This window comes from Streptomyces sp. NPDC054883, from assembly GCF_053610645.1.
In genome coordinates this window covers 26,669-49,916 of record NZ_JBSGYT010000050.1, presented here as the reverse complement: position 1 = coordinate 49,916, position 23,248 = coordinate 26,669, and the positions used below count along the sequence as shown (strand labels likewise).

Sequence of the window (23,248 nt, the reverse complement as noted above, 5' to 3'; positions counted from 1 at the left end):
GTGGCGGGAGGCGCCTTCGGGCGTCGCGCGGCGGGATGGGAGGATAAGGGGATGGACATCCTCCGCAGGAACAACGTGACGGTGAGCGGAACCGAGGGAGCCCCCGTCATCATGCTGGCGCACGGGTTCGGCTGCGACCAGAACATGTGGCGGCTGGTGGTGCCGGCGCTGGTGGAGGAATTCCGGGTGGTGCGGTTCGACTACGTGGGCTCGGGCCGCTCCGAACTGTCCGCGTGGAGCGAGGAGCGCTACGCCTCGCTGGACGGCTACGCGCGGGACGTGGTGGAGATCTGCGACGAGCTGGACCTGCGGGACGTGGTCTTCGTCGGCCACTCGGTCAGCGCCATGATCGGCGTACTCGCCGCGGCGGCCGCCCCCGCCCGGTTCTCCTCCCTCGTCATGGTGGGCCCCTCCCCCTGCTACATCGACGGCGACGGCGACGGCTACCGGGGCGGGTTCGGCGCCGACGACATCGACGAACTGCTGGAATCACTGGAATCCAACTACCTGGGCTGGTCCGCGGCGATGGCGCCCGTCATCATGGGCAACCCCGGGCGCCCCGAACTCGGTGCGGAGCTCACCGCCAGTTTCTGCGCCACCGACCCGGACATCGCGCGGGTCTTCGCCCGGACCACGTTCCTCACCGACAGCCGCGACGACCTCAAGAAGGTCACCGTCCCCACGCTCGTGCTGGAGTGCTCCCAGGACGTGATCGCCCCGCGCGAAGTCGGTGCCTACGTGCACGCCGCCATCCCCGGCAGCCGCCTGGTCACCCTCGACGCCACCGGGCACTGCCCCCAGCTGAGCGCCCCCGAGGCCACGAGCGCGGAGATCCTCGCATTCGTCCGGACGCTGCGTTGATGTCCTGCACGGGGCAGAGCGCCGAGCAGCCCGGGGACAAGGCGGCCACCGACGCCCTGTTCACCTCCCTGCTGGAGGACAGCGCGGAGGACCTCTACGAATCCGCGCCCTGCGGCTACCTCTCCACCCTCCTCGACGGCACCATCGCCAAGATCAACACCACCTTGCTGACCTGGCTCGGCCTGGCCCGGGAAGAAGTGGTGGGCCGCAAGCGCTTCGCCGACCTGCTGACGGTCGGCGGCAAGCTCTACCACGAGACGCATTTCGCACCGATGCTGCGCATGCAGGGCCAGGTCAGCGGCGTCGCCTTCGAGATCAAGGGGGCGGCCGGCAAGCGGCTTGCGGTCCTGGTCACCTCCGTCGTGAAGACCGGCGGCGACGGCCAGCCCCTGCTGATCCGCAGCACCGTCTTCGACGCGAGCGAGCGGCGGGCCTACGAGACCGAGCTGCTGCGCCGGCAGAAGGCGGCGGAGGAGGCCCGCGCGCAGGCGGAAGCGGACCGCCAACGGCTCCAGGAGGCACTCGCGGTCCTCCAGCAGAGCCTGCTGCCCGCCACCCTGCCGGAGGTACCGGGCCTGGAGGCCGCCTCCTACTACCACACCGCCTCCCTGGACCGGCTCGGCGGCGACTTCTACGACCTGTTCCCGATCGACGGCAAACGCTGGGCCTTCTTCCTCGGAGACGTCTGCGGCAAGGGCCCCAAGGCCGCCGCGGTGACCTCCCTGACCCGGTACACCCTGCGCGCCGCCGCCCTGCACGACCCCGGTCCCGTCGCCGCGCTCACCACGCTCAACGCCGTCCTGCACGAGCGGTACACCAGCGGCGATCCCCGCTACTGCACCGCCATTTTCGGGGTACTGGAAGCCGGGGGCGACACCTTCACCGTCGACCTGGCCTCCGGCGGCCACCCGCCGGCCCTCCTCGTGCGCGCCGACGGCCGGGCCGAATACCTCTCCACCCCCGGCGGCCTGCTCGTCGGCATCATGCCCACCGCGCCGTTCACGGCCGCCCGGACGGTCCTGGCGCCGGGCGACACGCTCCTCCTGTACACCGACGGCCTGACCGAGGCCCGGATCGGGGAGAGCCGCGAGCTGTACGGTGACGAGGCGCTGCGCGACTTCGCCGCCGCGCACGCCGCCGTCGGCCCGGCCGGGCTGGTCAGCGCCCTGACGGTGCTGCTCGACGGTTTCGGCGACGGGCTGGACGACGACACCGCCCTGCTCGCCCTCGGCGTTCCCGCAACCCCGACAGACCCCGGAGCGACAACCTGACATGAGCCCGTTGACGATCACCGTCCGAGACGCCGACACCGGTCCCGTTCTGCGAGTCACCGGTGACCTCGACTTCGACACCGCGCCACGCCTGCGCCAGGCCGTGGACGAGCTGCACCTTGCCCCGGGCGAACTGCTGGTCCTGGACCTGGGGGGTTTGGAATTCTGCGATTCCAGCGGGATCAGCGCCCTGATCACCGCCCACAACCGGGCGGCGGCCGCGCAGGCGGCCATGGCGCTCGCCGCCGTACCCGACAACATCACCCGGGTGCTCGGCATCGTCGGACTCGATCAGGTCTTCGCCCGCCACGAACCGGGCCCGCCGGGCGACGGTTGACGTGCGGGGACCCGGCCGCCGCGGCCGGGTCCCCGCTCACCAGGCGACGGGAAGCGTCTGCGGGCCGCGGTTGACCGTGCCCCGGCGCCAGCGGACCTGCTCGGGCGGGACCGCGAGCCGCAGCTCCGGTGTTTCGCGCAGCAGCGCCGACAGCACCGCGTGGCACTGCATCCTGGTGAGCGCGGCGCCGAGGCAGTAGTGCGGACCGTGCCCGAAGGCGAGGGTGGGTGCCCCGTCACGGGCCAGGTCGAGCCGGTCGGGCAGCGTGAAGACCTCCGGGTCACGGTCGGCGGCCAGGTAGGACACGTACACGGCGTCGCCGGCCGGGATGGTCACACCGCCGACCGTGACGTCCTCGGTGGCGATCCTGGGCATGCCGACGCCGTTGCGCTGCGGAACGAAACGCAGCAGCTCCTCCACCGCCGAGGGCAGCAGCCCGGGGTCCGCGCGCAGCGCCGCCAGCTGCTCCGGGTGGGTGAGGAGGGCGTAGACCATGCTCGTGCACTGGTTGCGCACCTGGTCGAGCGCGTTGAGAACGATCATCACCGAGAGGGAGACCAGCTCGGGCCGGCTCAGCGCACCGCCGGCCCGGGCGGCTACGAGCTCACTGAACAGGTCGTCACCCGGTTGCCGCAGGCGGTGGTCGGCCAACCGCCGGAAGTACTCGGCGATGGCGGCCTTGACCGCGCCGGTCCGCTCCGGGGAGGAGTCCGTGGACAGGATGACGGCCCGCCACTCCTGGAGCCGGCCGAGATCCGCCCGCGGGACGCCGAGCAGCTTGCCGATGACCCGTTCGGGCAGCGGCCCGGTCACGTGCTCGGCGAGGTCCGCCGGGGCCGGACGGCCCGTCATGGCGTCGACGAGGCGCTCGGCGAGCGCCTCGGTCTCCGTCCGCAGCGCGGCCGCGCGCTTGCGGTTGAAGGCCTGGGCGACGAGGCGGCGCAACCGGGTGTGGTCCGGGGCGTCGGTGCGGCCGATGCCCCCCGCGGGGGCGACGTTGTGCGGTGTCATCCCGGTCACCGGCCGGTCGACGGTGAGCGCCCGGCTGAACCGCGGGTCGGAGGTCACCTCCTTGACGTGCTCGTAGCGCGTCACCAGCCAGGCGTGGCCTTCACCGAACCGCATCCTGACCAGTGCCACCGGTTCTTCCCGCACCAGCCGGTGCAGCAGCGGATCGAAGTCGAGGGCGTCGAGGTGCTCCACCGGCCAGTAGTGCACGGTGGCCGGCCCGGCGGGGCAGGGGCGCCCGCCCGCCCTCGGGTCCGCCAGCGGCCCGGCCGCCGCGGTGCCGGTGGGGCGTACGGCTGCCGTCACCGCGCGGCCTCCCGCGGCCCGGCCGGTGCCGGGACGGCCGGCGGGACGTGCCGCAAGGGGGTGAGCTGTTCGATGTCGTAACGGACGCGGAGCGCTTCGACGGCCGCCTGGTCGACCTCGCCGCCGCTGTTCAGCAGGTCGAGCAGCTCCTCGAAGTAGCGCTCGTGGTCCGGCGGGGGAGACGCCTGCAGGAGCATCCTGGCCGGGCTGCCGGTGGGGTTGGCGAAGGCGTGCGGGCACCCGGGCGGTACCAGGATCATGGTGCCGGCCGTCGCCCGTACGTGACGCCTGCCGGAGCGGGACTCCCATTCCCGCCAGTCCGCGCGGGTCCGTACCCTGGGCTCGAAGGCCATCACGTCGAGTTCGCCCTCGATGAGGTAGAACAGCTCCTCGCTGCGGCTGTGGGCATGGGCGCCGACGTCGAAACCGGGCGGCACCACCACCTCGAAGGTGGAGGCGACGGACGAGTGCGCGCCCGTCACCTTGAACGTCACCTCCTGCGCCGCCGTCCTGATGGTGCGGCCGCCGCCGGGCGGCACGATCAGGCCGTCGGCGTGGTCGGTGCGGGGCTCGTACACGGCTGTCTCCTGCGGGCATCGGTCCGGTCGGGGGGTCACCACGTCACCGGCAGCTTCTCGGGGCCGCGGATCAGCGCGCCGCGCTCCCAGGACAGTTCCGCCTCCGGTACGGCGAGCCGCAGGCCGGGGAAGCGGTCCCACAGCGAGCGGAGGAGGATCTCGGACTCCATCCGCGCCAGCGCGGAGGCAGGGCAGAAGTGGGGGCCGTAGCCGAAGGAGACGTGCGGGTTGTGGACCCGGTCGAAGTCCAGCCGGTCGGGATCGGCGAAGACGTCCGGGTCGCGGTTGGCGGTGAGGTACGAGACGTACACCGGCTCGCCCGCGGGGATCAGCACCCCGCCCACCTCCACGTCCTCCAGGGCGATGCGGGCCAGACCCACCGCGTTGCGGTGCGGGATGTAGCGCAGCAGCTCCTCCACGGCCTGGGGGACGAGCTCCGGTTCGGCGCGCAGCCGGGCCAGGTGGGCGGGGTGCGTGAGCAGTGCGTACACCATGTTGGCGCTGTTGTTTCGGACGGCGTGCGTGCCGCCGATCTGGACCAGTACGGCCAGCCCGACCGCCTCGTCCGCGGTCAGCACCGCCGCGCCGACGGCACCGGCCAGCGCGCCCGCGAGGTCCTCCTGCGGCCCGGTCGTACGGCGCTCCAGCAGCCGGCGGAAGTAGCCGGCCATCTCCGCCTTCGCCGCCTCGCTCGCCTCCCGGCCCCGGGCGGCAGACAGGATCGTGTCCGTCCACCGCGCCATCTGGGGCTGCTCCTCCTCCGGCACCCCCATCAGCGCTCCCACCATGGCCAGTGGGAAGGGCCGGTTGAGGTGCGCCACGAGATCGAGCGGTCCGCCGCGCTCCTCCATGCGGTCCAGCAGCCCGTCCACCACCCGCTGGGCGTGCTCGCGCAGCCGCCCCAGCGAACGGGAGGTGAAGGCGTGGGCGACCACGCGCCGCATCCGCGTGTGGTCCGGCGGATCGCAGACCCCGACCGCACCGGCCGTCGGGACGAAGTGCGGTGCCAGGCGCGTGACATCGTGGCCCAGGACGGCCCGGCGGCTGAACCGGGGGTCGATGGAGACGAACCGTACGTCCTCGTACCGGGTCACCAGCCAGGCGTGTCCCTGGCCGTGCGGCAGCCGCACCCGGGATACCGGCTCCTCGTGCAGCAGGCGGGCGAGCAGCGGGTCGAAGGTGAGCCCGGGCAGGTCCGGCGGAGCCCAGAAGTGCACGCTCGGCTCCCCGTCCGCCCGCGCGGGCGCCGCAGCGGGCGCCGTTGCCGTGGCGGCGGCCGGCCGGGGTGGCGCGCCCCCGCCCGGCCGGGCCCGTGGTACGGCGGGAACGGCCCGCCCCTCCGCGGCCCGGGAGCCGCCGACGGCTGCCCCGACCAGCGCCGGCTCCTTCGCCGAAGTCCAGTGGCCGAGCGCCATCTCGGCGGTGATTCCCGGCCCGAAGCCCGCGATCAGGCCCTGGGCCCCCTCCTCCACACCGCCTTCGTCGAACAGGCGGGCCAGCGCGTCCAGGACGACGACGCTGGCGACGTTCCCGTACTCGGTGAGCGTGGCCCGGCTGAAGCGGAACGCCTCCGGGGCGACGTTCAGGAACTTGGAGAGGTCGTCGAGGATCCGGGGGCCGCCCGCGTGCACGATGTAGAAGCCGAGCCGGGACGAGTCCCAGCCGTGCCGTCCCGCCAGGTCGGTCAGGACCGGCGCCAGCGCCTCCATCGTTCCGGGAACGCGCTTGTCCAGCAGGAAGTGGAATCCGGTCTCGCGCACCGCGTACGCGATCCAGTCCTCCGTTCCCGGCACCAGGTACGAGCCGTTGCGCTCCAGCCGGATCCCCGTGCCGCCCTCGCCCCGGACCACGGCCGCGGCGACGGCGTCGCCGAAGAGGCCGTTGGACAGCAGCGTGCCGACGCCCAGGTCGGTCGGCTGGTAGCTCAGCGAACAGAACTCGCACGCCACGATCAGTACGTTGGCATCCGGGTAGGCCGTGCAGAAATCGTGCGCGCGGTTGACGGCGGCGCCTCCGGCCGCGCAGCCGAGCTGCGCGATCGGTACCTGCCGGGTGTCCGGCCGGAACCCCATGGTGTTGATCAGCCACGCCGTGAGGGACGGCATCATGAACCCGGTACACGACACGTAGACGATCAGATCGATGTCGCGCGCCGACAACCCGGCGGATCCCAGGGCCTGTCGCACCACGCCGGGGACCCGGGCCTTGGCCTCCGCCTCGTACAGCTTGTTGCGGGCCTCGAACCCCGGATGGCGCAGGGTCTCTTCGAGCGGCTGCACGAGATGGCGTTTGCCGACCCCCGTGTTCTCGATCAGACGCAGGGCGAGGCCCAGTTGGGGATGGCCGTGGTGCACGGTGCGCACCAGGTCGAGCGTCTGCCCGGCGGTGATCACGTACTCGGGCACGGCGACGGCGGGACGGCACAGGACAGCCATGGACAAGCATCCCAGGGGGGTGGTCGGGTGACGCCCCGGCAGCGCTGCGACGCGGTCCGGACGGGCGGGCGGCTGGACAGCCTTCGCAAATCCTTGCAGGCCGTGAACGCGAACCGGTCCCTGAGCGTTCAGCAGTACACAAAAGTGTCATCCGGGGAACGACGGTGTTCCCAAACATCCGTCCGATCGTGCCCGGACCGGACGGACCGGAGCTGGTAGGTGAGACCCGCGCAGCGCGCCGACCGCCCGGCGCGCTCACCGTTCTCCCCCCGGATGCTCACTCGACGACGAGGTCCGCCCGGCCGCGCCCCGGCGCGATCAGGCGGGCGTTCACCTCGTCCGAACGGGCCACCCAACGCCGGGCGTCCGCCTCCTCCTTGCCGTGCCGCACGTGCCGGTCGACCAGCCGCCGCACCCGGGCCGCGTCATCGGGGGCCAGGAACCAGGCCTCGTCGAGCAGCGGCCTGACCCCGGCCCACACGCCCGTCCCGTGCAGCAGGTAATTGCCTTCGGTGATGACCAGCGGTACGCCGGGCTCCACCCGGATGCTCCCGGCGACCGGCTCCTCCAGGGCGCGGTCGAAGGCCGGAGCGTAGACGGCCTCGGCCGCCCGCTCGCGCAGCCGGCCCAGCAGGGCGACGTAGCCCGCCGCGTCGAAGGTGTCGGGCGCGCCCTTGCGGCCGGCCCGGCCCAGCCGCTCCAACTCGGCCTGGGCCAGGTGGAAGCCGTCCATCGGCACCACCACCGCAAGCGCCGGCCCCAGTGCCCCGGCCAGCCGCTCCGCGAGCGTGGACTTCCCCGCGCCCGGCGCCCCCGCGATGCCCAGGATCCGCCGGCCGCCCGCCGCCGCGAGGGAGCGGGCCCGTGCCTCCAGCTCTGCCGTGTCCATGCTGTCCGCCCCCGCCGGCCTCAGGCGGCCGGCGCGGGCGCCGGGGCCGTGACGCGGCGTACGGATTCCACGACGGCCGCGCGGTGCCGGGCCAGCTGCTCCGCCGGCCACCCGGTCCCCGACTCGCCCGCGGCCGGGCCGCCCACCGCCCCGAACCACGACTGCGACAGCCCCATCACCAGGGTCAGCAGATCGGCGGGATCCAGTGCGGGATCGATCCGCCCGGCCCGCTGCGCCTGCTCCACGCCGGCGATCTTGTCCCGGTAGGACTCGGACTCGGCCTCGCTGACCCCGGGGCGCTCCAGCTGCTTCCAGGCCACGAGCCGCATCAGGGCGGGCCGCTCCACGAGGTGGTCGAAGACGGCGCCCGCGTACCCGGGCAGGTCCTCGGCGTCGAACGGCACCGTCTCGGAACCGGTCTCCAGGGCCCGCCGCAGGACGGCGTCGAAGAGCTCTTCCTTGTTGCCGAAGTAGACGTAGATGAGCCGCTTGTTCGCCTGCGCCGCCTCCGCGATGCGGTCCACGCGCGCGCCGGCGATGCCGTACGCCGCGAACTCGGCGAAGGCCGCGTCGAGCAGTCGTGCCCTGGTTGCGCTGGAGTCCCGTGCCATGGCGTCAGCCTAGCAAGTAACTATCCAGTTATTGACATGACGGAAAGGGTGCCGCATCATCGAACTATCCAGTTAGTTACTTACTTGTCGGAAGCGGCGGGAGCAGGAGGAACACCATGGAGACGCGCACACTGGGCAGCCAGGACCTCGCCGTCGGAGCCGAGGGCCTCGGCCTCATGGGCATGAGCGCCCACTACGGAGCCACCGACGACACCGAATCCCTGGCCACCATCGACCGCGCGCTGGAGCTGGGCGTCACCCTGCTGGACACCGCGGAGGGCTACGGCCCCTTCATCAACGAACAGCTCCTCGGAAAGGCGCTCACGGGCCGCCGGGACGCGGCCGTGGTCGCCACCAAAACCGGCGTCGAATTCACCGACCGGGGCGAGTTCCGCGGCCACAACGGCACGCCCGAATACATCCGCCGCGCCGCCGACCGCTCCCTGAGCCACCTGGGGACCGACCACATCGACCTGTACTACCTGCACCGCGTCGACCCGGCCGTGCCCGTCGAGGAGAGCGTCGGCGCCATGGCCGAGCTGGTGAGCGCGGGCAAGGTGCGCCACATCGGCCTCTGCGAGGTCGCGCCCGCCACCATCGCCCGTGCCCACGCCGTCCACCCGCTGGCCGCCGTGCAGACCGAGTACAGCCTCTTCGAGCGCGGCATCGAGCACGACGGCGTGCTGGAGACCCTGCACGAGCTCGGCATCGGCCTCGTCGCCTACTCGCCGCTGGGCCGCGGCTTCCTCTCCGGCGCCATCACCGGCCCGGACGACTTCGCGGCGGACGACTTCCGCCGTACCGACCCCCGCTTCCAGGGCGAGAACTTCGACCGCAACATGGCCGTCGTCGCCCAGGTGCGCCGGCTGGCGGCCAAGAAGGGCGTCACCCCCTCGCAGCTCGCGCTGGCCTGGACACTGCGCCAGGGCGCGGTGCCCATCCCCGGCACCAAGCGGCGCCGCTACCTGGAGGAGAACGTCGCCGCCACCGCCGTGACGCTCACCGACGCCGACCTGGCCGCGCTCGACGCCGTCGCCCCGCACGGCGCGGTCTCGGGAGACCGCTACGCCCCGGAGCTGATGGCGGCGCTGAACGGCTGACCGCAGCGGGTCGGGCCCCGCCGCCGACGCACTCCGGGGCGGCCGGCTCCTGCGCACCGAGGCGGAGCGCGCCCGCCGCCACGTTCGCGGTCAGGGTCCGGATCGCCGGTGCCGGGAACGGCCGGCACGCGCGGCCCCCGGTGCAGCGTCCACGCCGGCCGCAGCTGCGCCGCGCTCACCCCGTGGGCGCGGGCGACGGATGGCACCTCCGCGGGCTCCGTACCGCCCGCACCGGCGGTACGTCCGGCGCCGGCGATCGAGCGGAACGGCACGAAGGCGATGCCAGCTCGCCGCAGGTGCCCACCAGGGCCGCCCGCCCGGGTCCCTCGCCGATCCCGTAGAGGTTCTGGACGCAGACCACGGTGGCGATGGCCCGGGCCTCGGCCAGCTGGGGGGCGTGAGGTTGGAGAGCCCCAGGTGACGAATGAGACCGGCGTCGCGCCGCTCGGCCGGTGCACCGAAGCGTTCCGCGACCGGGTCCGGGCCGGGGATGCGCAGGTCGACCACGTCGAGGTGGTCGCGGCCGAGCCGGTGCAGGTTTGCCTCGGTCCGGCCGCGCACCTGCCCGGGAGTGGCGTGCGGCAGCCAATCGCCGGAGGGACCGCCGCCCGGTCCCACCGTGGTGGCGATCACGAGGTCGTCGGGGTACGCGGCCAGGGCCCGGTTGACCAGCTCGTCCGCGGAGCACAGCGGCGAGAACTAGAAGGCGGCCGTGCCGATGTGCTTCACACCGGGCTCCACCGCGCGGCGCAGCACGGCCGGCGCCCGGCCGCGGTCGCTCGCGGCGGCGCCCGCCGCGAACGCCTCGCCCCGCCGGGTCAGGCGCACCTCACCGAGCCCGATCGGGTGGACCGTGCGCTCCCCGAGGGTCCGGGTGCCGGATGCCGCCGCGTCGACCGTCTGTGAGGTCATGCCGGGATGATCGGCGGGCGGTGGAGTCGGCGGCCGCGCACCCCGTGCACCACCGGTGGGCCGACCAGGTGAGGCCGCGCCCGGCCGCCGCCGGACTCCACCGCGGCTGGCTCGCGGAGCTGACCCGGCCCGGGGGGTACGTGCCCGATTCCTCGATCCCGCGCCGGCCGGACCCGCCCCCACCGCGGCGCAGGGGGTGGCCGCCCTCCTGGCCACCCCCGCCCTACGCGTACGCCCCGAACTCGACCCGCCTGGCCCGCCATCAGGGCCGGCTCGACACGGACGTTTCCACCGGCCCGGCAGGTCGCCGAGCACGGCGCGGCCCACCTCTTCGGCGAGCTGCGCACCTCGGTGGTCCGGGACGACGACGCACGGCGGCCGGCCCGCCGCAAGCAGGGCCTGTCCCGAGAGAGCGCCCGGTAGGGCCTGCTGCCGATCCCTTCCGCTTTCGGCGGCCCGGGCCTGCGCACCCGCGTGAGCCTGCCGAATCCGCCGCAGCTCGCCGACCCGGCCCGCGGTGCCGGCTCGCTCCGGCAGACCCGGGCCGCCACCGGGACCGCCGCGCTCGCCGCCGTACCGGGCCGCTCGCGGACGCTGCTGCTGACGGAACCGGACAGCCCGGCGTCCACCACCGACTGGCCCGCCGTACGGGCCTCTCCCCGGCCGGGGTGTCCCGGAACCTGACCGCGCTGCGCGACGCGGGCCGGGTCAGCGCCCACCGGGCCACGCCCGCACGGCCGCCGCCGAAATCTGCTCACCGCCGCCCGGTAGGGCCGTCGTCACTTGTGCCGCAGACCCCAGGTGAACTTGTCCCCGCCTTCCCAGCGGACCACCGAGGGGTCGTCGAGGTCGGCGTGCGGGATGCCGACGGCCCGGAGCAGATGGATCACGTCGACCACGTCGTGCGCCCGGCCCGCCACCTCCCCGCAGACCTGCACGATCCGGAACGGCGGGCTTCCCGCCATGACGGGTGACACGACCACGTTCGAATAGGACCCGCCGGCCGCGGATTCGGTCATCGTCAGCCTCCTCGCTGTCAGCGCAGTGCTCAGCTCGCTCCATCGTCACCCAAGGGGCCGCCGGTGCCACATCTGGCGCTCAGCGGTACTCGACGGTGAGGGTGGCCCGGGCGGCCGGGCCGAGGAAGACGTACGCGGTCGACGGCTGCCCCTGCCGGAACCGGAGCCGGACCTGCGTCGTCCCCGCCCGGTCGAGCGCCGACAGCCCGGCCGCCGACAGGTCCGAGGACGTCCCGCTGCCCTGGGCGAGGGCGCCGATCGCGGCCGCGTCCGCCGCCGTCGGGGCGGCCGCCCAGTCCGAGGCCTCCACCGGACAGCCGCCGAAGCAGCCCCGCCGCACGTCCACGGCGATCGCGTTGCCCGGCGGAGCGGACCACGGGTCGCCGGAGCCGCCGGTGCGCGCCACCGTCAGGTGGGCGCGGACGATCTCCTTCCCGGCCGGGATCCGCGAGGTGTCGAACGACAGCAGGGCGCGGTTGAGCATGCCGTCGGCGCCCCGCCCCACCGCCAGCCCGTAGGAGCTCTCCAGGGTGCCGACCGCCGCTCCCGAACCATCGGCGGCGGCCTTGACGTACCCGTCCTGGGAGTCGGTGCTGGGGAGCGTCACGCTGACCGTCCCCGGCGGGGTGCCCGGCGCGCCGCCGCCGAGCGCCCGGACCATCGCCATGACCGTCTCGATCTGGCCGCCCCCGTGCCGGGCGTACGCCGCATCGCCCAGGTAACCCCACCAGTTCCAGCAGCCGTTGGGATTGTCGAGGGTCGTGGTGGGAACGGCCTGCGGGTACAGCACCAGGAGGTTGTTGGTGTCCGCGTACTCGTCCAGATGGGCCGTGTCCATGAACCGGCTCCCGAAGCCCTGGTAGGAGTAGCCCTGCTTGCAGCCGTGCAGCGCCACCACCAGCCGGCACTTCGCCCCGCCCGCGCAGCTCGCCGGCACGTACAGGAAGCCCGTCTCGTCCATCGAGACCCGCCGGGCCGACCCGCCCGGGACGTACGGGTTCTGGTCGAACCGGACCATCGAGCCGCGCGGTGCGCCGCCCGGCGCGGCGACGGAACCCAGCAGGTGGCCCAGCAGGTCGTGCTCGGCGTCGAAACCGCAGTCGTTGACCCAGGGGCTCTGCGTGACGGTGCACGGGTTCGGGCCGAGCGGGCTGATCCACGCGTGACCGGCCGCCGTGCTCCGGTCGTAGCGGACCCGGGCGCCGAAGCGGCCGTAGAAGCCGGCCAGGGCGTCCGCCACCGGCCGTTTGACCGTCGTGTCGGCGGAGCCGCTGAACACGTAGACGGGGTCGTCCGACAGCTGGGACACCGGATCTATCAGGCCCCGGGCGGACCAGTCACGGGTGGTCTCCTCCAGCTTCGTCAGCTCGAGGTCCTGTGCGGTGTCCATGCAGGCGCCCAGCGCCCTGCCCAGATCGTTCTGGGCGCAGCCGTAGGGCCCGGCGGCGAACACCGCCGAGCCGCTGAACGTACCGGAGTAGGCGACGTGCAGCTGGGTGGCCAGGTAGCCGCCCGAAGAGACTCCCGCGCTGTACACGGCTTCGACGTCGTACCGGGACAGCCCGCCGGCCGCCGGCACCGGGGGCGCCGCCTGAGCGGGGGCTCCGAGAGCCGGCACCTGCGCACCGCAGACGAGCAGCAGCACGGCCGCTGCCTTGCGCAACCGGGCGTTGAGCGAAAGACGCATGGACCCTCCAGGGCGGCTCGACCGCTTGGTCTTCCCGGAGGGTAGGGGCGCGCCGGAGCCCCGGACATGTGCGCGGCAGCCACAAACGGCGGGGCGAAGATGGGGGCGGCCCGTCCCCCCCCGATGACTTCGGTCCCGACTTTTTCCGCGATCGTCCGTCGGGGATGTCGAAATCCCGGATCCTGCTCCTACCTCCCCGTGAGAGCGGCCCTCCGACGGAGCGGGGGCCGGTACACCTGACGAGAAGAGGCACCGACCATGAAGTACATGCTGCTCATGCAGTTCAGCGAGAAGAGCGTCGACTTCCCCGGGATCGACGAGTGGAAGCCCGAGGAGTTGCAGGACCACATCCGCTTCATGAAGGACACCAACAAGAGGCTGGCCGAGGCCGGCGAGCTGGTCGACGCCCAGGGCCTGGCGATGCCCGAGACCGCGCGGATCGTCCGCTCGCACGCCGGCGGCCCGCCGGTGATCACCGAGGGACCGTTCCCCGAGACCAAGGAGTTCCTGGCCGGCTGGTGGATCGTGGACTGCGACGGCGACGAGCGGGCCGTCGAGATCGCCGCGACCGTCTCGGCCGCACCGGGCCCCGGCGGGCGGCCGCTCAACATGCCGATCGAGGTGCGCCAGGTGATGTCGGCGCCGCCGGCCGAGCTGTGACCTCGGGCGACCGTACCGTCGAGGACCTGCTGCGCGAACTTGCGCCGCAGGTCGTCGGCGTGCTCACCCGCCGCTACGGTGACTTCGCCACCGCCGAGGACGCCGTGCAGGAGGCCCTGCTGGACGCCGCCCGCCAGTGGCCCGAGGAGGGGCTCCCGTTCAACCCCCGCGGCTGGCTGATCCAGGTCGCCGTCCGCCGCATGACCGAGCAGGTGCGCAGCGAGCAGGCGCGCCGCCGCCGCGAGGACCTGGTGGCCGCCCGGATCCCGGCCGACCGGCAGGCCGCCCCGGCCGCCGACGCCGAGGACGCCGCCGCCCATGACGACACCCTCACCCTGCTGTTCCTCTGCTGCCACCCGGCGCTCACGCCCGCCTCGGCGATCGCGCTCACCCTCCGCTCGGTGGGGGGCCTGACGACGGGCGAGATCGCCCGCGCCTTCATGGTGCCGGAGGCGACCATGGGCCAGCGGATCAGCCGGGCCAAGCAGCGCATCAAGGCCTCCGGGGTGCCGTTCGCGATGCCCGGTGCGGACGAGTGGCCGGCCCGGCTGGACGCGGTGCTGCACGTGCTGTACCTGATCTTCAACGAGGGGTACACCAGCAGCGCCGGTCCCGACCTGCAACGCGTCGAACTCGCCCGGGAGGCCATCCGCCTGGCCCGGGCCGTCCACACGCTGCTCCCCGACGACTCCGAGGTCACCGGGCTGCTCGCGCTGATGCTCCTCACCGACGCCCGGGGTGCGGCCCGCACCGGGCCCGGTGGTGAACTCGTCCCGCTCGCCGAGCAGGACCGCACCCGCTGGGACGCCGCCGCGATCGCCGAGGGCGTCGCGCTGATCACCGCTGCGCTGCCGCGCGGCCCGGTCGGCCCCTACCAGGTCCAGGCGGCCGTCGCGGCCGTACACGACGAGGCCCCGACCGCCGGGGAGACCGACTGGCCGCAGATCCTCGCCCTGTACGGGGTCCTGGAGCGGATGTCCGACAATCCGCTGATCATCTTGAACCGCGCCGTCGCCACGGCGATGGTCGACGGCCCGCGAGCGGGCCTGGCCCTGCTGGCCGCCGCCCCGGCGCTACGCGACCACCACCGCCTGTACGCGGTACGCGGCCACCTCCACGAGCTGGCCGGCGACCGCGAGGGCGCCGTGGCCGACTACCGCGCCGCCGCCCGGCGGACGGCGAGCATCCCGGAACGGGACTACCTCACCCTGCGGGCCGCCCGCCTCGCCACCGCCCCCGACCGCCCCGCGCCGCCGGCCGGCGGGCTCACGGGGGCACCGGACCGCGCTGGGCCGGATGCGAGGCCGCCATCCGGACCAGGTCCGCGGTGAGGGAGTCGAGCCAGGCCAGCGCCGTGTAGTAGCGCGGCGCGGCATCGATGGAGGGGTCCGAGTCCCGGCGTCCGGCGCCCGCGGGGGACCGCCCCGGGGGCCCGGCCCCGCTGCCGGGTACGTCGTAGCGCTCGGAGGCGGTCCGGAACCCCTCGGCCACCCACGCGCCGTAGTCCCGCACCCGCCGTTCCGCGACCGGCGCGGCGGGCTCGCCGCCCGCCGCCGCCCGCACCCGCCGGGCGCCCCACAGGACGTGGTGCCCCGACATCAGGGCGCTCTGCCAGTCGGGGCCCGGCCCGGCCGGCCGTTGCGCCTCGCCCTGATACTGCGCGTACGCGGACTCGGCGAGCGTCAGCGAGCGCCGCACCTCGGCGTTCTCGCGTCCGTCCGGAGCCCCGGCCACGCCGGGCCCGGTGTCCCGGGTGGTGGCCGCCACCTCGGCCGCGGCGGCCCGCAACAACCGCGCCACGGCCCTGCCCAGCTCGTCGTGGGCACCGCGCGGCCACGCCAGCAGCCCGACGGCCAGACCGATGACGCTCCCGATGAGCACGTCCAGGAACCGGTACTCGGCCAGTCGCCAGGTGGACGGCGACAGCTGGGCGAAGGCCATGGCCACCACGTTCGTGAACGTCGCCTGACCCCATCCGACGCCGTGCAGCGGCCCGGTGGCGAAGGCGAAGAGCATCAGGGGCGGCAGGATGAACGCGTACGCGGTGCCCGCCGTACCCGCCAGCGTCAGGATGCCGCCCGCCACCAGGGCGCCGACGCACGTGCCGGTCAGGGCACTGCGTACGGTGTGGCGGGTCTGGACGGCCGTGGTGCGGGTCAGGCTCAGCACCGCCAGCATGGCCCAGAAGCCGTGGGGCAGCGTGTCCAGCCCGGCGATCAGCCGGGCGACCGCGAGCGCCAGGGCGATCCGTACGGCGTTCTGGAAGTACACGGACCTCGGCCCCGCGTGCGCGGCCATCCGGTGCCACCACAGCCGGGGCGCACGGTGCCGGGCATACCAGAAACGCCCCGGGTCCCGCTCCTCGGTGGCGGCGCGCCGGCCCCGGACGGCGATGTCCGCCGCCTCGCCCAGCACCAGCGCGGCGTCGGCGACCTCCAGCACGCTCGCCTGCCGGAGCCGGTCGGCCGGTACCGGGGGCAGGGCGGCCGCAACCTCGGCGCGCGCCCGGCGCAGGGCCCGCGCGGCCTTCCCGTCGGCCTGGCGGGGGCGGTCGGGGCCGGCGGACGGGGCCGCGAGGAGTACGGAGCTCTCCCGCGCCGCCGCTTCCACCGCCCGGAGCAGGCGGAGGTTCTCCGGCAGCGGCGTGACGCCCGCCGGCGGGACGGGCAGGGTGTGCAGCCGCGCCAGGAGGGTGCGCGCGGTGAGGCCGGTGTGGGCGAGCGCCCGCTCGTGCAGCCCCGGACCGGCGGGCCGCTCCGCCTCCGGGCACCGCGAGGGCCGCAGCGCCCCGCCGACGGCCACGGCGCCTTCCGCGGCCGCCCGGGACAGCGCGTAGGGCGGCGCCGCGAGCGTGGCGGCGCACCGGGCCGCCACCTCGGCCGCCTCGGCCGCCCGGTCGCGGTACGAGGGCACGGGCGGGTCGGGCAGCACCCAGGCCTCGGCGATGGTGAGCAGCAGGATCCCGACGACGGCGCCGACGAGGCGCTCGCCGAGGTCGCCGGGGGCGTACGGGGGGAAGCAGGGCAGGATGAGGAGCAACTGGAGCCCGGGCGCGGCTCCGGCCTGGCGCGGTCCCGCGGCCGACGCGAAGGCCAGGCAGAAGCCGATGACGAGCATGCCGGCCGCGGCGGCCCAGGTCCGCACGGCGAGCAAGGTGCCCAGGGTGACCAGCACACAGGCCACCGGCAGCACCCGGACGAGCTGCCCCGCCCGCTGCCGGCCCGTGCCCGGGATCCTGGACAGTACGGCCAGCGAGATGGCGGCGAACAGCGCGTACGTGGCCGGGACCGGACGGTCCAGCCCGTACAGAAAGGTGTAGAAGCCGATGCACGCGGCGAGGGTGACGCGAACGGACCGGCGGGCCGCGCCCGCCGCGGCACCGGTCCCGGTCCGCAACTGCACCAGCGCCCGGGAGGCCCGGCCCTCCGCACCGCCGTCTCCCGTGCCCGTACCCGTTCCGGTGCCCGGATCCGTTCGGATGCCCATGTGGTCTCCGCCCGCCGTTCGCGGTCCCAGTCTCAGGGTCCCATCCCCGGGCGCGGATGCCAGCGGACCAGCCCCGGCGGACACCGGGCGAGCGGATCGTCCCCTCCCCGGGCGCGGATGCCGGCGGGCGGCGAAGACGGCTGTCAGACGATCATCCCGAGCACCTTGCCGATCGTGTCGAGGTCGGCCCGGGTGAAGCCGGGGCCGTTGTCGCCGTTCGGGGCGACGGTCTGGACGGTACCGGTCAGGACGGGGGCCCGGTCCGTGCCGTTCACCTCGGTGATCTTGGCCTTGAAGTAGATCAGCTCCTCGCCGACCCGCTCGTTGGCGATCTCGAAGACCATGCCGTCCCATGTCGTCGGTTCGTCGTTGCCCGCCTCGCGGTCCAGCTCGCGCAGGCAGCCGGCGGCGATCGCGGGGAGCATCCGCACGGCGATGTCCCGGGCATCGGCGAAGGTCCGTACGTCCGGCCAGAAGGTGTTCACGGGGCGCTGCACGCCCCGGAACGCGAAGAACGCCGGCGTGTGCCGCTCGCACACGTGGTGCACGGCCTTCTCCGCCATCGTGAGCGTCAGGGCCACCTGTCGGCCGTCGACAGACCTGGCCGCCGCCGCGGTGGCGGCCGGCGCGGCGCTCGCCGCGTACGCGGAGATGTCCGGTGCCCCGGAACGGGCGTCCCGGAACATCTTGGTGCCCTCGTCCGGCGTCGGGAAGGAGGTCAGCCCCTTGCGCAGGTTCTGGGAGGTCTTCGAGTCGAACACCCATTGCTCGTACAGCGGCGGGAACAGCACGCGGCCGTCGCGGTCCGTCGCCCGGGACGCCTGGTGGGCGGTTTCCAGATGGCGCGCCAGCTCCTGCCACAGCGCCGCGTCGTACGCGCCCGCGCCGTTCTGGGCCTCGGAGGCCCTGAACCAGGCGTCCTCCAGCTCCTTGAGCGCGCTGCTGACGGCATCCGTCCGGCGCGCACCCCGGCCCCCGGGCACCGGCTCGGTGTCGGGGTCGAAGTTCATCCCCGGATCGGTGGCGGGACTGGGCGGGCCGATCGACACCATGAGCGGGATGTTCCAGAGCAGCCTGTGCGGGTTGGGAGCACTGCCGGAACCGGCCTGGGCGACGGCGTCGGTGACCGGTTTGCCGGCCGCCTTCCAGCACACCGACCAGAACGCCTGCGCCGCCTCGCGCAGGCGCTTGTCCTGTGCGTTGAACGCGGGGACCAGCTGTTCCGCGATCCAGCTGAGCTTCTCCTTGGCGATCTTGTGGTGCAGGGCCCCGGCCTTCCACTCGGCGGGCAGGGTGTACGCCTGCTTCCCCGAGTTCAGCGGGACGACGGCCCACTTGCCCTTGTCCGGCACCGTCCGGGCGGTTCCGGGAGGCAGGGCCTTGCCGTTGTCCTCTTCGGCCGCTCGCGGTGTCGTCATGGAACTCCCCCCGTGGCACAGCACGTTGAAACGCGGCACATTCTCCGGCCGCCCCCGCGGTGCGTCAACGGCGTGCGGTGGGAGCGCACTTTCGCCGCAGTGCGGCAGCGCGCCTCAGGAAGCGGAGGGTCCGTGCCGCAGCAGGTACAGGCCGGTGGCGGAGGTGACCACGATCGCGCACGCGCTGAAGGTCAGACCGGCGCCGACCAGCCCCAGCCACAGGGTCAGCGCGCCGACGCCCACCACGGGCAGCGAGATGCCCGTGTAGGCCACCACGAAGAACGAGGAGATCGTGGCGCCCCGGTGCGCGGCCGGCGCCGCGTCGCCCACCGCGCTCAGACCCGCCCGGAAGGCCACGCCCTGCCCCAGTCCGCCGCACACGGCTCCGGCCACCAGCAGCGCCAGCGACTCGGCCCACAGGGAGGCGGCGACCAGCAGCAGCCCGGCCACCAGGATCAGGCAGCCCAGCGGCAGCGCCCGCGCCACCGGCATGTGGCCAACCAGCCACTGGCCCACCGTCGAAGCCAGGAACACCGAGAAGATCACCAGCCCCACCACCGCGAGGTTGTGCACGCCCAAGGTCTCGGCCAGGAAGCTCGGCGCCAGCGAGGTGAACAGCCCGAGCAGCGCGAATCCGGCGAAGGCCGCCAGCGCGCAGGGGACGAACACGCCGCGCACGGAAGCCGGGACGGCCAGGCCCTGAGGCTTCAGCGGCGCCCGCCGATCGGCATCGTGCACCGTCTCGGGCAGTGCCAGTACCACGGAGCCCGCCACCGCCAGCAGGGCCAGATGGACGACGAAGGGCAGCACGAGCGGGGCGGGGGCGTACTCGGCCAGCACCCCGGAGAGCAGCGGGCCACACCCCAGCCCGCCCATGTTGGCCGCGGTCGCGACGAGGGCGGCGCGCGCCTTCTGCTCCGGCAGGGCCAGCTCCAGCACCGCCACCGTACCCACCCCGCTGAGCAGCCCCGCCGAGAACCCCGACAGCACCCGGCCCGCGAACAGCAGCGGAAGCCCGCCCTCCAGCAGGAAGCAGACCGCGCTCAGGGCCCCCAGCCCCAGCGCGTAGAACAGGACCGGACGGCGTCCCGCGTCGTCGGAGTACCCGCCTGCCACCAGGAGCGTGAAGATCACACCGACCGCGTAGGCGGCGAAGACCAGGGTCACCATCAGTTCCGAAAAGCCCAGCTCCTGCCGGTACAGGCCGTACAGCGGGGTGGGCAGCGTCGTACCCGCCATGCCGATGGCGAACACCGCCCCGGCGCCCATGTAACCGAACCGGCGCGGGCGGCGGGTACGGGAGGGGGCGCTGGTCCGTGTCATGGGCAACACCCTAAGCACGCGCGGGCGGGCCGCCTCCTGTGGCGGGCCGGCCGGGTCCGGGAGCCGGCCGGCCCGCCGGTGGTTGGGACCGCCCGGAGCGGGCAGTGGCAGGCCGTGGACCGCCCCGCACCCGGCGGTTTGCCGGGCAGGCCTTTGGCCGCCCGTCGGCGCCCAGTAGGCTGGCGTATCCGGGTGGGCCGGACGGGGGGTCACGACGCCGGAAGGGGACGAGTGAGAGCGGCGCGGGCACTGGCGACGTTGGACGAGGTCGAGCTCGGGGACCACGTCTGCTGGCGCATGGACCCCGCTGCCGTGTTCCCCGGCGACGCGCGCGCCTACGTGGCCGACGGGGCCCTCTACGGGGACAAGATCGTGGTCGTCGGACGCACCGGCGGCGCCTCCCGCGTCCCGCGTGACGCCGGGTCCGCCGCCTCCGTGATCCTGGACTTCCCCGGGCCCGCAGACCCCGATTCCGTGCTGGCCGCGGTGCGCCGTGAGGCCCGTACCGCCGCCCGCGAGGGGTTCCGCTCCGTGCGGGTACTCGCCGAGCGGATGCCGGCGACGGCGGCCGACGGCGCCGAGGAACTGCTCGCCCAGGAGCTCAAGCTCGACGAGTTCGCCTCGGAGAGCGGTGCCATCGTGGTCTGCGCCTTCCGCCCGTCGCTGTGGGACGCGCCTACTCTGGAGCGGGTGGCATGTGTGCATCCGCATGAGACGGGCACCCGCGCGGAGCGTCCGGCCTTCCGGATGTTCAGCACCGGCGCCGACAGGTGGAGCGTGGACGGAGTGATCGACTCGGAGTGTGCGGCGGCGTTCAACGCCGCGGTACGGGCGGCGATACGGCGGACGCCCAGGGTGAGGCTGCGGTTCGACACCTTGGAGATGATCGACGCCGCGGGAATGCACGCGCTCGTCGACGCGGCCCGGCACCTGCCGGACCGCAGGGTGATCGTCGAAGGCGCCAACGACACCGTGCGCCTGTGCTGGGAGCTCGCGGGCTACGCGGCTCCCGGCGTGCCGGTGGTGATGGCCGCATGACCGCGACCGCGCCGCAGCCGTCGGGGCAGGACCGGATCCCGTTCCGCCACCAGCTCTACCCCTACGACGGGGACGCGCAGTTCCTGTCCGGCACCCTGGGCTTCATCCACGAGGCCCTGGACGGCGGCGAGGCCGTGGTGGTCGCCGTCCCCTCGGACAAGACGTCCCTGCTGCGCGGCGAACTCGCCGACGAACCCGACGTCACCTTCGTGGACACCTCGGCCATCGGACCGAACCCGGGCCGGCTCGTCGCCGTCTGGGACGCCTGGATGAGGGAGCGCGGCGAGGGCGGCAGGCCGGTCCGGGGCATCGGCGAAACCGCCTGGCACACGGCGCGCAGCGCCGCGCAACTCTCCGAGCTGCGCTATCACGAGTGGCTCATGAACCGGGCCTTCGCGCAGAGCCCGGCGTGGTCGATGCTGTGCCCTTACGACACCGCTGACGGGGACCAGGCCGCCCTGCGGTCCTTGTCCCGCTGCCACCCCCTGATCAGCCAGGACGGGCAGTACGTGCGCAACGAGGGCTACCTCGCCGGCGCGGAGTACCCCTTCGACGCCCTCGCCGGTCCCTGCGACCCGTACCAGGAGATGAGCTACACGCACGGGGACCTGGCCGCGATCCGGGCCAAGGCCTCCCAGTGCGCGGCCGACGCCGGAGTGCCCGCGGAGCGGCTGCCGAAGCTCGCGGTGGCCGTCACCGAGATCGCGACGAACAGCATCCGCCACGGCGGGGGCGGCGGCACCCTGCGCACCTGGGCGCAGGACGCGACGTTCCTCTGCGAATTCCGCGACACCGGCCACATCACCGACGTCCTGGCCGGACGGCGCAGGCCGGCCCCCGACCAGATCGGCGGCCGCGGCCTCTGGCTCGCCCACCAGCTGTGCGACCTGGTCGAGATCCGCTCCACGGCCGAGCAGGGCACCACCGTCCGCCTCCACATGGACGTACCGCGCTAGGACCCGCCGGCCGCGCGCCCCCGCGCGGGCGGGGCAGCGGCCTCAGGCTGCGGGGGCGGGTTCGGGGAGCGCCGCGCGGAGCTCGTGGAGCAGGCGTTCGGCGTCGGTGAGGAGCGTGCCGCACAGGGTCCGTACCGGGGCCGGTACCCCGGCGTCCCGCTGGACGGCGTACTCCAGGTCCTCGTGGAGGGCCAGCCCGTGCCGGACCAGGGCGTCGAGCTCCCGCCCGTCGGTCCTGCCGGGCCGGCCGACCAGGGCCATGGCCGCGGCCACCGTGTCCAGGACGGCGCCGTACCCGGTCAGGAACCGGCGCGGCAGGTGGGCGTCATGACCGCTGTCGAGGCAGTGGGACAGGCTGCGGAGCACGGAGCGGAGGTGCGCGGCGCTCCGGCCGGCCGCCCGGCCGGCCTCCTGGGCGCGCGGCAGGACGTCCCGGTCCCGTCCGTCGGTGCGGCGCGGGTTGAGACGGCTGTTCTCGGCTTCCGCGTCGACCGACGCCTGGACGTGCGGCGCGTCCGCCGCCACCCGGTCGCAGTCGCGGCGCCACCGCCCGACCTGCTCCCGGGTGGGCGTACCGCCCTCCTCGGTCGCCGACGCCAGCTCGGTGACGACCTGCCGCAGTCTTTCGTGGAGTTCGGCCACCGCCTGCTGGCGGTGCCGGACGTGGCGGGCCGGCGCGAGGAGCAGGTGCGCCGACAGACCGCAGAGCGCGCCGAGGGAGACCGAGCCGGCGAGGTGGCCGATGTAGTCGATGCGGCCGTGCCCCGCCGTGAAGGCGAAGAAGCCGACGACCGCGACCTGGAGCCCCTGGGAACCCAGGTGCCGCGCCCGGCCGACCACCAGCGCGAGGAGGGCGAGCAGCCCGAAGGACCAGGCGTGGATGCCCAGGGCCGCCGCGAGTCCGGCGGCCAGGGCCGCGCCGAGCACCATCGCTCCCAGGTACCGGACGCATTCGCGCACCGAGCGGTAGAGCGTGGCCTGGAGGGCGACGATCGCCGTGAACGGCGCGAACGTCGTCACCGTCGGCGGCAGCAGCCGGTGCGCCAGGGCCCAGGCGGCCATCGCCGCCACCACCGTCTTCGCCTGCCGGAGCAGCTCGTCGCGCTCGGTGCCCGGCGACTTGACACTCCGGCGGACGTACCCGGCCGCCTCGCGCGCCGCCGCATACGTCCGTCCTGCCGGACCATCGGTCACGGCCATGGGGGCATCACCTCACATCACGTCTTCGAAAACCGGATCGGACGCTTGTGCCCGCAACGCGCCGTCCCATGCCCCCGGTGCCCAAACCCACTGACTGCCAAGGGAGTTGAACCGTCCCGGGTCAGCGGACCCGTAGGTGGAGGCGGGCTCACG

Annotated in this window: 19 protein-coding genes and 3 pseudogenes; 9 read left to right on the top strand and 13 right to left on the bottom strand. The window is 74.1% G+C overall.

The features are described from left to right. Positions 1-51: 51 nt before the first annotated feature. Genes ACWGH1_RS28880 through ACWGH1_RS28870 form a run of 3 tightly spaced genes read left to right on the top strand, consistent with a single transcriptional unit; the run spans position 52 to position 2,469 of the window. The gene (locus tag ACWGH1_RS28880) at positions 52-861 is read left to right on the top strand and encodes an alpha/beta fold hydrolase (protein WP_453355768.1); all 810 of its coding nucleotides are present in this window, start codon (positions 52-54) and stop codon (positions 859-861) included. After that, complete coding sequence (locus ACWGH1_RS28875) at positions 861-2,132, top strand: PP2C family protein-serine/threonine phosphatase (protein WP_453355767.1); 1,272 nt, start codon at positions 861-863, stop codon at positions 2,130-2,132. The genes ACWGH1_RS28880 and ACWGH1_RS28875 overlap by 1 nt, the downstream gene beginning before the upstream one ends. A gap of 1 nt (position 2,133) precedes the next feature. Further along, entirely contained in the window at positions 2,134-2,469 is a 336-nt protein-coding gene (locus tag ACWGH1_RS28870; RefSeq protein ID WP_453409144.1) for an STAS domain-containing protein, read from the top strand. A 36-nt stretch (positions 2,470-2,505) separates the two neighbouring features. Here ACWGH1_RS28870 and ACWGH1_RS28865 read toward each other — a convergent pair whose 3' ends face one another. The 6 genes and pseudogenes from ACWGH1_RS28865 to ACWGH1_RS28840 form a co-directional block, all read right to left on the bottom strand. Further along, positions 2,506-3,783: a cytochrome P450 gene (locus ACWGH1_RS28865; RefSeq protein ID WP_453357037.1), complete on the bottom strand. Its 1,278-nt coding sequence runs from the start codon at positions 3,781-3,783 to the stop codon at positions 2,506-2,508. Further along, entirely contained in the window at positions 3,780-4,361 is a 582-nt protein-coding gene (locus tag ACWGH1_RS28860; RefSeq protein WP_453409143.1) for a cupin domain-containing protein, read from the bottom strand. Before ACWGH1_RS28860 ends, ACWGH1_RS28865 begins: the two co-directional genes overlap by 4 nt. 35 nt (positions 4,362-4,396) lie before the next feature. Then, positions 4,397-4,924, bottom strand: a pseudogene (locus tag ACWGH1_RS28855) (cytochrome P450); the annotation flags it as partial. Positions 4,925-5,754: 830 nt separating this feature from the next. Then, positions 5,755-6,796, bottom strand: a pseudogene (locus ACWGH1_RS28850) (type III polyketide synthase); the annotation flags it as partial. 277 nt (positions 6,797-7,073) lie between these two features. Next, positions 7,074-7,685 carry a nucleoside/nucleotide kinase family protein gene (locus tag ACWGH1_RS28845; protein ID WP_453357486.1) on the bottom strand — a complete coding sequence of 204 codons (612 nt, stop codon included), beginning with the start codon at positions 7,683-7,685 and terminating at the stop codon, positions 7,074-7,076. Positions 7,686-7,705: 20 nt separating this feature from the next. Next, positions 7,706-8,296 (bottom strand): TetR family transcriptional regulator, encoded by a 591-nt coding sequence (locus tag ACWGH1_RS28840; protein ID WP_453409142.1) that lies wholly within the window; start codon positions 8,294-8,296, stop codon positions 7,706-7,708. Between the two features lie 116 nt (positions 8,297-8,412). Between ACWGH1_RS28840 and ACWGH1_RS28835 the strand changes: the two genes are divergently transcribed. After that, positions 8,413-9,396, top strand: a complete 984-nt coding sequence (locus ACWGH1_RS28835) for an aldo/keto reductase (RefSeq protein WP_453357342.1) — start codon at positions 8,413-8,415, stop codon at positions 9,394-9,396. Between the two features lie 40 nt (positions 9,397-9,436). Here ACWGH1_RS28835 and ACWGH1_RS28830 read toward each other — a convergent pair. Further along, a pseudogene (locus ACWGH1_RS28830) lies at positions 9,437-10,308 on the bottom strand (aldo/keto reductase); the annotation flags it as partial. Positions 10,309-10,782: 474 nt separating this feature from the next. Here ACWGH1_RS28830 and ACWGH1_RS28825 point away from each other — a divergent pair. Then, positions 10,783-10,992, top strand: coding sequence for a hypothetical protein (locus tag ACWGH1_RS28825; RefSeq protein WP_453354856.1), 210 nt, complete (start codon positions 10,783-10,785; stop codon positions 10,990-10,992). Between the two features lie 95 nt (positions 10,993-11,087). Here ACWGH1_RS28825 and ACWGH1_RS28820 read toward each other — a convergent pair whose 3' ends face one another. Continuing rightward, entirely contained in the window at positions 11,088-11,327 is a 240-nt protein-coding gene (locus ACWGH1_RS28820) for a hypothetical protein (protein ID WP_453354857.1), read from the bottom strand. A gap of 79 nt (positions 11,328-11,406) precedes the next feature. Then, entirely contained in the window at positions 11,407-13,014 is a 1,608-nt protein-coding gene (locus ACWGH1_RS28815; RefSeq protein WP_453354858.1) for an extracellular catalytic domain type 2 short-chain-length polyhydroxyalkanoate depolymerase, read from the bottom strand. 258 nt (positions 13,015-13,272) lie between these two features. On the opposite strand from ACWGH1_RS28815, the gene ACWGH1_RS28810 reads away from it, so the two are divergent. Further along, positions 13,273-13,674, top strand: a complete 402-nt coding sequence (locus ACWGH1_RS28810; protein ID WP_453354859.1) for a YciI family protein — start codon at positions 13,273-13,275, stop codon at positions 13,672-13,674. Continuing rightward, the gene (locus ACWGH1_RS28805) at positions 13,671-15,005 is read left to right on the top strand and encodes an RNA polymerase sigma factor (RefSeq protein ID WP_453409141.1); all 1,335 of its coding nucleotides are present in this window, start codon (positions 13,671-13,673) and stop codon (positions 15,003-15,005) included. Before ACWGH1_RS28810 ends, ACWGH1_RS28805 begins: the two co-directional genes overlap by 4 nt. On the opposite strand, the gene ACWGH1_RS28800 is transcribed toward ACWGH1_RS28805, so the two are convergent. The 3 genes from ACWGH1_RS28800 to ACWGH1_RS28790 all read right to left on the bottom strand — a co-directional run bounded on the left by ACWGH1_RS28800 (position 14,941) and on the right by ACWGH1_RS28790 (position 19,901). After that, complete coding sequence (locus ACWGH1_RS28800) at positions 14,941-17,160, bottom strand: FUSC family protein (protein ID WP_453354861.1); 2,220 nt, start codon at positions 17,158-17,160, stop codon at positions 14,941-14,943. The two genes, ACWGH1_RS28805 and ACWGH1_RS28800, sit on opposite strands and share 65 nt — an antisense overlap. 143 nt (positions 17,161-17,303) lie before the next feature. Then, positions 17,304-18,578: a hypothetical protein gene (locus ACWGH1_RS28795; protein WP_453409140.1), complete on the bottom strand. Its 1,275-nt coding sequence runs from the start codon at positions 18,576-18,578 to the stop codon at positions 17,304-17,306. Between the two features lie 114 nt (positions 18,579-18,692). Next, complete coding sequence (locus tag ACWGH1_RS28790; protein ID WP_453409139.1) at positions 18,693-19,901, bottom strand: MFS transporter; 1,209 nt, start codon at positions 19,899-19,901, stop codon at positions 18,693-18,695. Between the two features lie 231 nt (positions 19,902-20,132). On the opposite strand from ACWGH1_RS28790, the gene ACWGH1_RS28785 reads away from it, so the two are divergent. Both ACWGH1_RS28785 and ACWGH1_RS28780 read left to right on the top strand, forming a co-directional pair. Further along, positions 20,133-20,939 carry an MEDS domain-containing protein gene (locus ACWGH1_RS28785; protein ID WP_453409138.1) on the top strand — a complete coding sequence of 269 codons (807 nt, stop codon included), beginning with the start codon at positions 20,133-20,135 and terminating at the stop codon, positions 20,937-20,939. Beyond that, entirely contained in the window at positions 20,936-21,895 is a 960-nt protein-coding gene (locus tag ACWGH1_RS28780; RefSeq protein WP_453409137.1) for an anti-sigma factor RsbA family regulatory protein, read from the top strand. The genes ACWGH1_RS28785 and ACWGH1_RS28780 overlap by 4 nt, the downstream gene beginning before the upstream one ends. A gap of 42 nt (positions 21,896-21,937) precedes the next feature. Here the strand turns inward: ACWGH1_RS28780 and ACWGH1_RS28775 are convergent, their stop codons facing one another. Then, a complete protein-coding gene (locus ACWGH1_RS28775; RefSeq protein ID WP_453409136.1) occupies positions 21,938-23,095 on the bottom strand; it encodes an aromatic acid exporter family protein in 1,158 nt (385 codons plus the stop codon). Positions 23,096-23,248 lie beyond the last annotated feature (153 nt).

Coding starts and splice junctions, on each gene's coding strand:
- ACWGH1_RS28880 (WP_453355768.1), top strand. CDS start 52: ATGGACATCCTCCGCAGGAACAACGTGACGGTGAGCGGAACCGAGGGA.
- ACWGH1_RS28875 (WP_453355767.1), top strand. CDS start 861: ATGTCCTGCACGGGGCAGAGCGCCGAGCAGCCCGGGGACAAGGCGGCC.
- ACWGH1_RS28870 (WP_453409144.1), top strand. CDS start 2,134: ATGAGCCCGTTGACGATCACCGTCCGAGACGCCGACACCGGTCCCGTT.
- ACWGH1_RS28845 (WP_453357486.1), bottom strand. CDS start 7,685: ATGGACACGGCAGAGCTGGAGGCACGGGCCCGCTCCCTCGCGGCGGCG.
- ACWGH1_RS28840 (WP_453409142.1), bottom strand. CDS start 8,296: ATGGCACGGGACTCCAGCGCAACCAGGGCACGACTGCTCGACGCGGCC.
- ACWGH1_RS28835 (WP_453357342.1), top strand. CDS start 8,413: ATGGAGACGCGCACACTGGGCAGCCAGGACCTCGCCGTCGGAGCCGAG.
- ACWGH1_RS28820 (WP_453354857.1), bottom strand. CDS start 11,327: ATGACCGAATCCGCGGCCGGCGGGTCCTATTCGAACGTGGTCGTGTCA.
- ACWGH1_RS28815 (WP_453354858.1), bottom strand. CDS start 13,014: ATGCGTCTTTCGCTCAACGCCCGGTTGCGCAAGGCAGCGGCCGTGCTG.
- ACWGH1_RS28810 (WP_453354859.1), top strand. CDS start 13,273: ATGAAGTACATGCTGCTCATGCAGTTCAGCGAGAAGAGCGTCGACTTC.
- ACWGH1_RS28800 (WP_453354861.1), bottom strand. CDS start 17,160: ATGGGCATCCGAACGGATCCGGGCACCGGAACGGGTACGGGCACGGGA.
- ACWGH1_RS28795 (WP_453409140.1), bottom strand. CDS start 18,578: ATGACGACACCGCGAGCGGCCGAAGAGGACAACGGCAAGGCCCTGCCT.
- ACWGH1_RS28790 (WP_453409139.1), bottom strand. CDS start 19,901: ATGACACGGACCAGCGCCCCCTCCCGTACCCGCCGCCCGCGCCGGTTC.
- ACWGH1_RS28780 (WP_453409137.1), top strand. CDS start 20,936: ATGACCGCGACCGCGCCGCAGCCGTCGGGGCAGGACCGGATCCCGTTC.
- ACWGH1_RS28775 (WP_453409136.1), bottom strand. CDS start 23,095: ATGGCCGTGACCGATGGTCCGGCAGGACGGACGTATGCGGCGGCGCGC.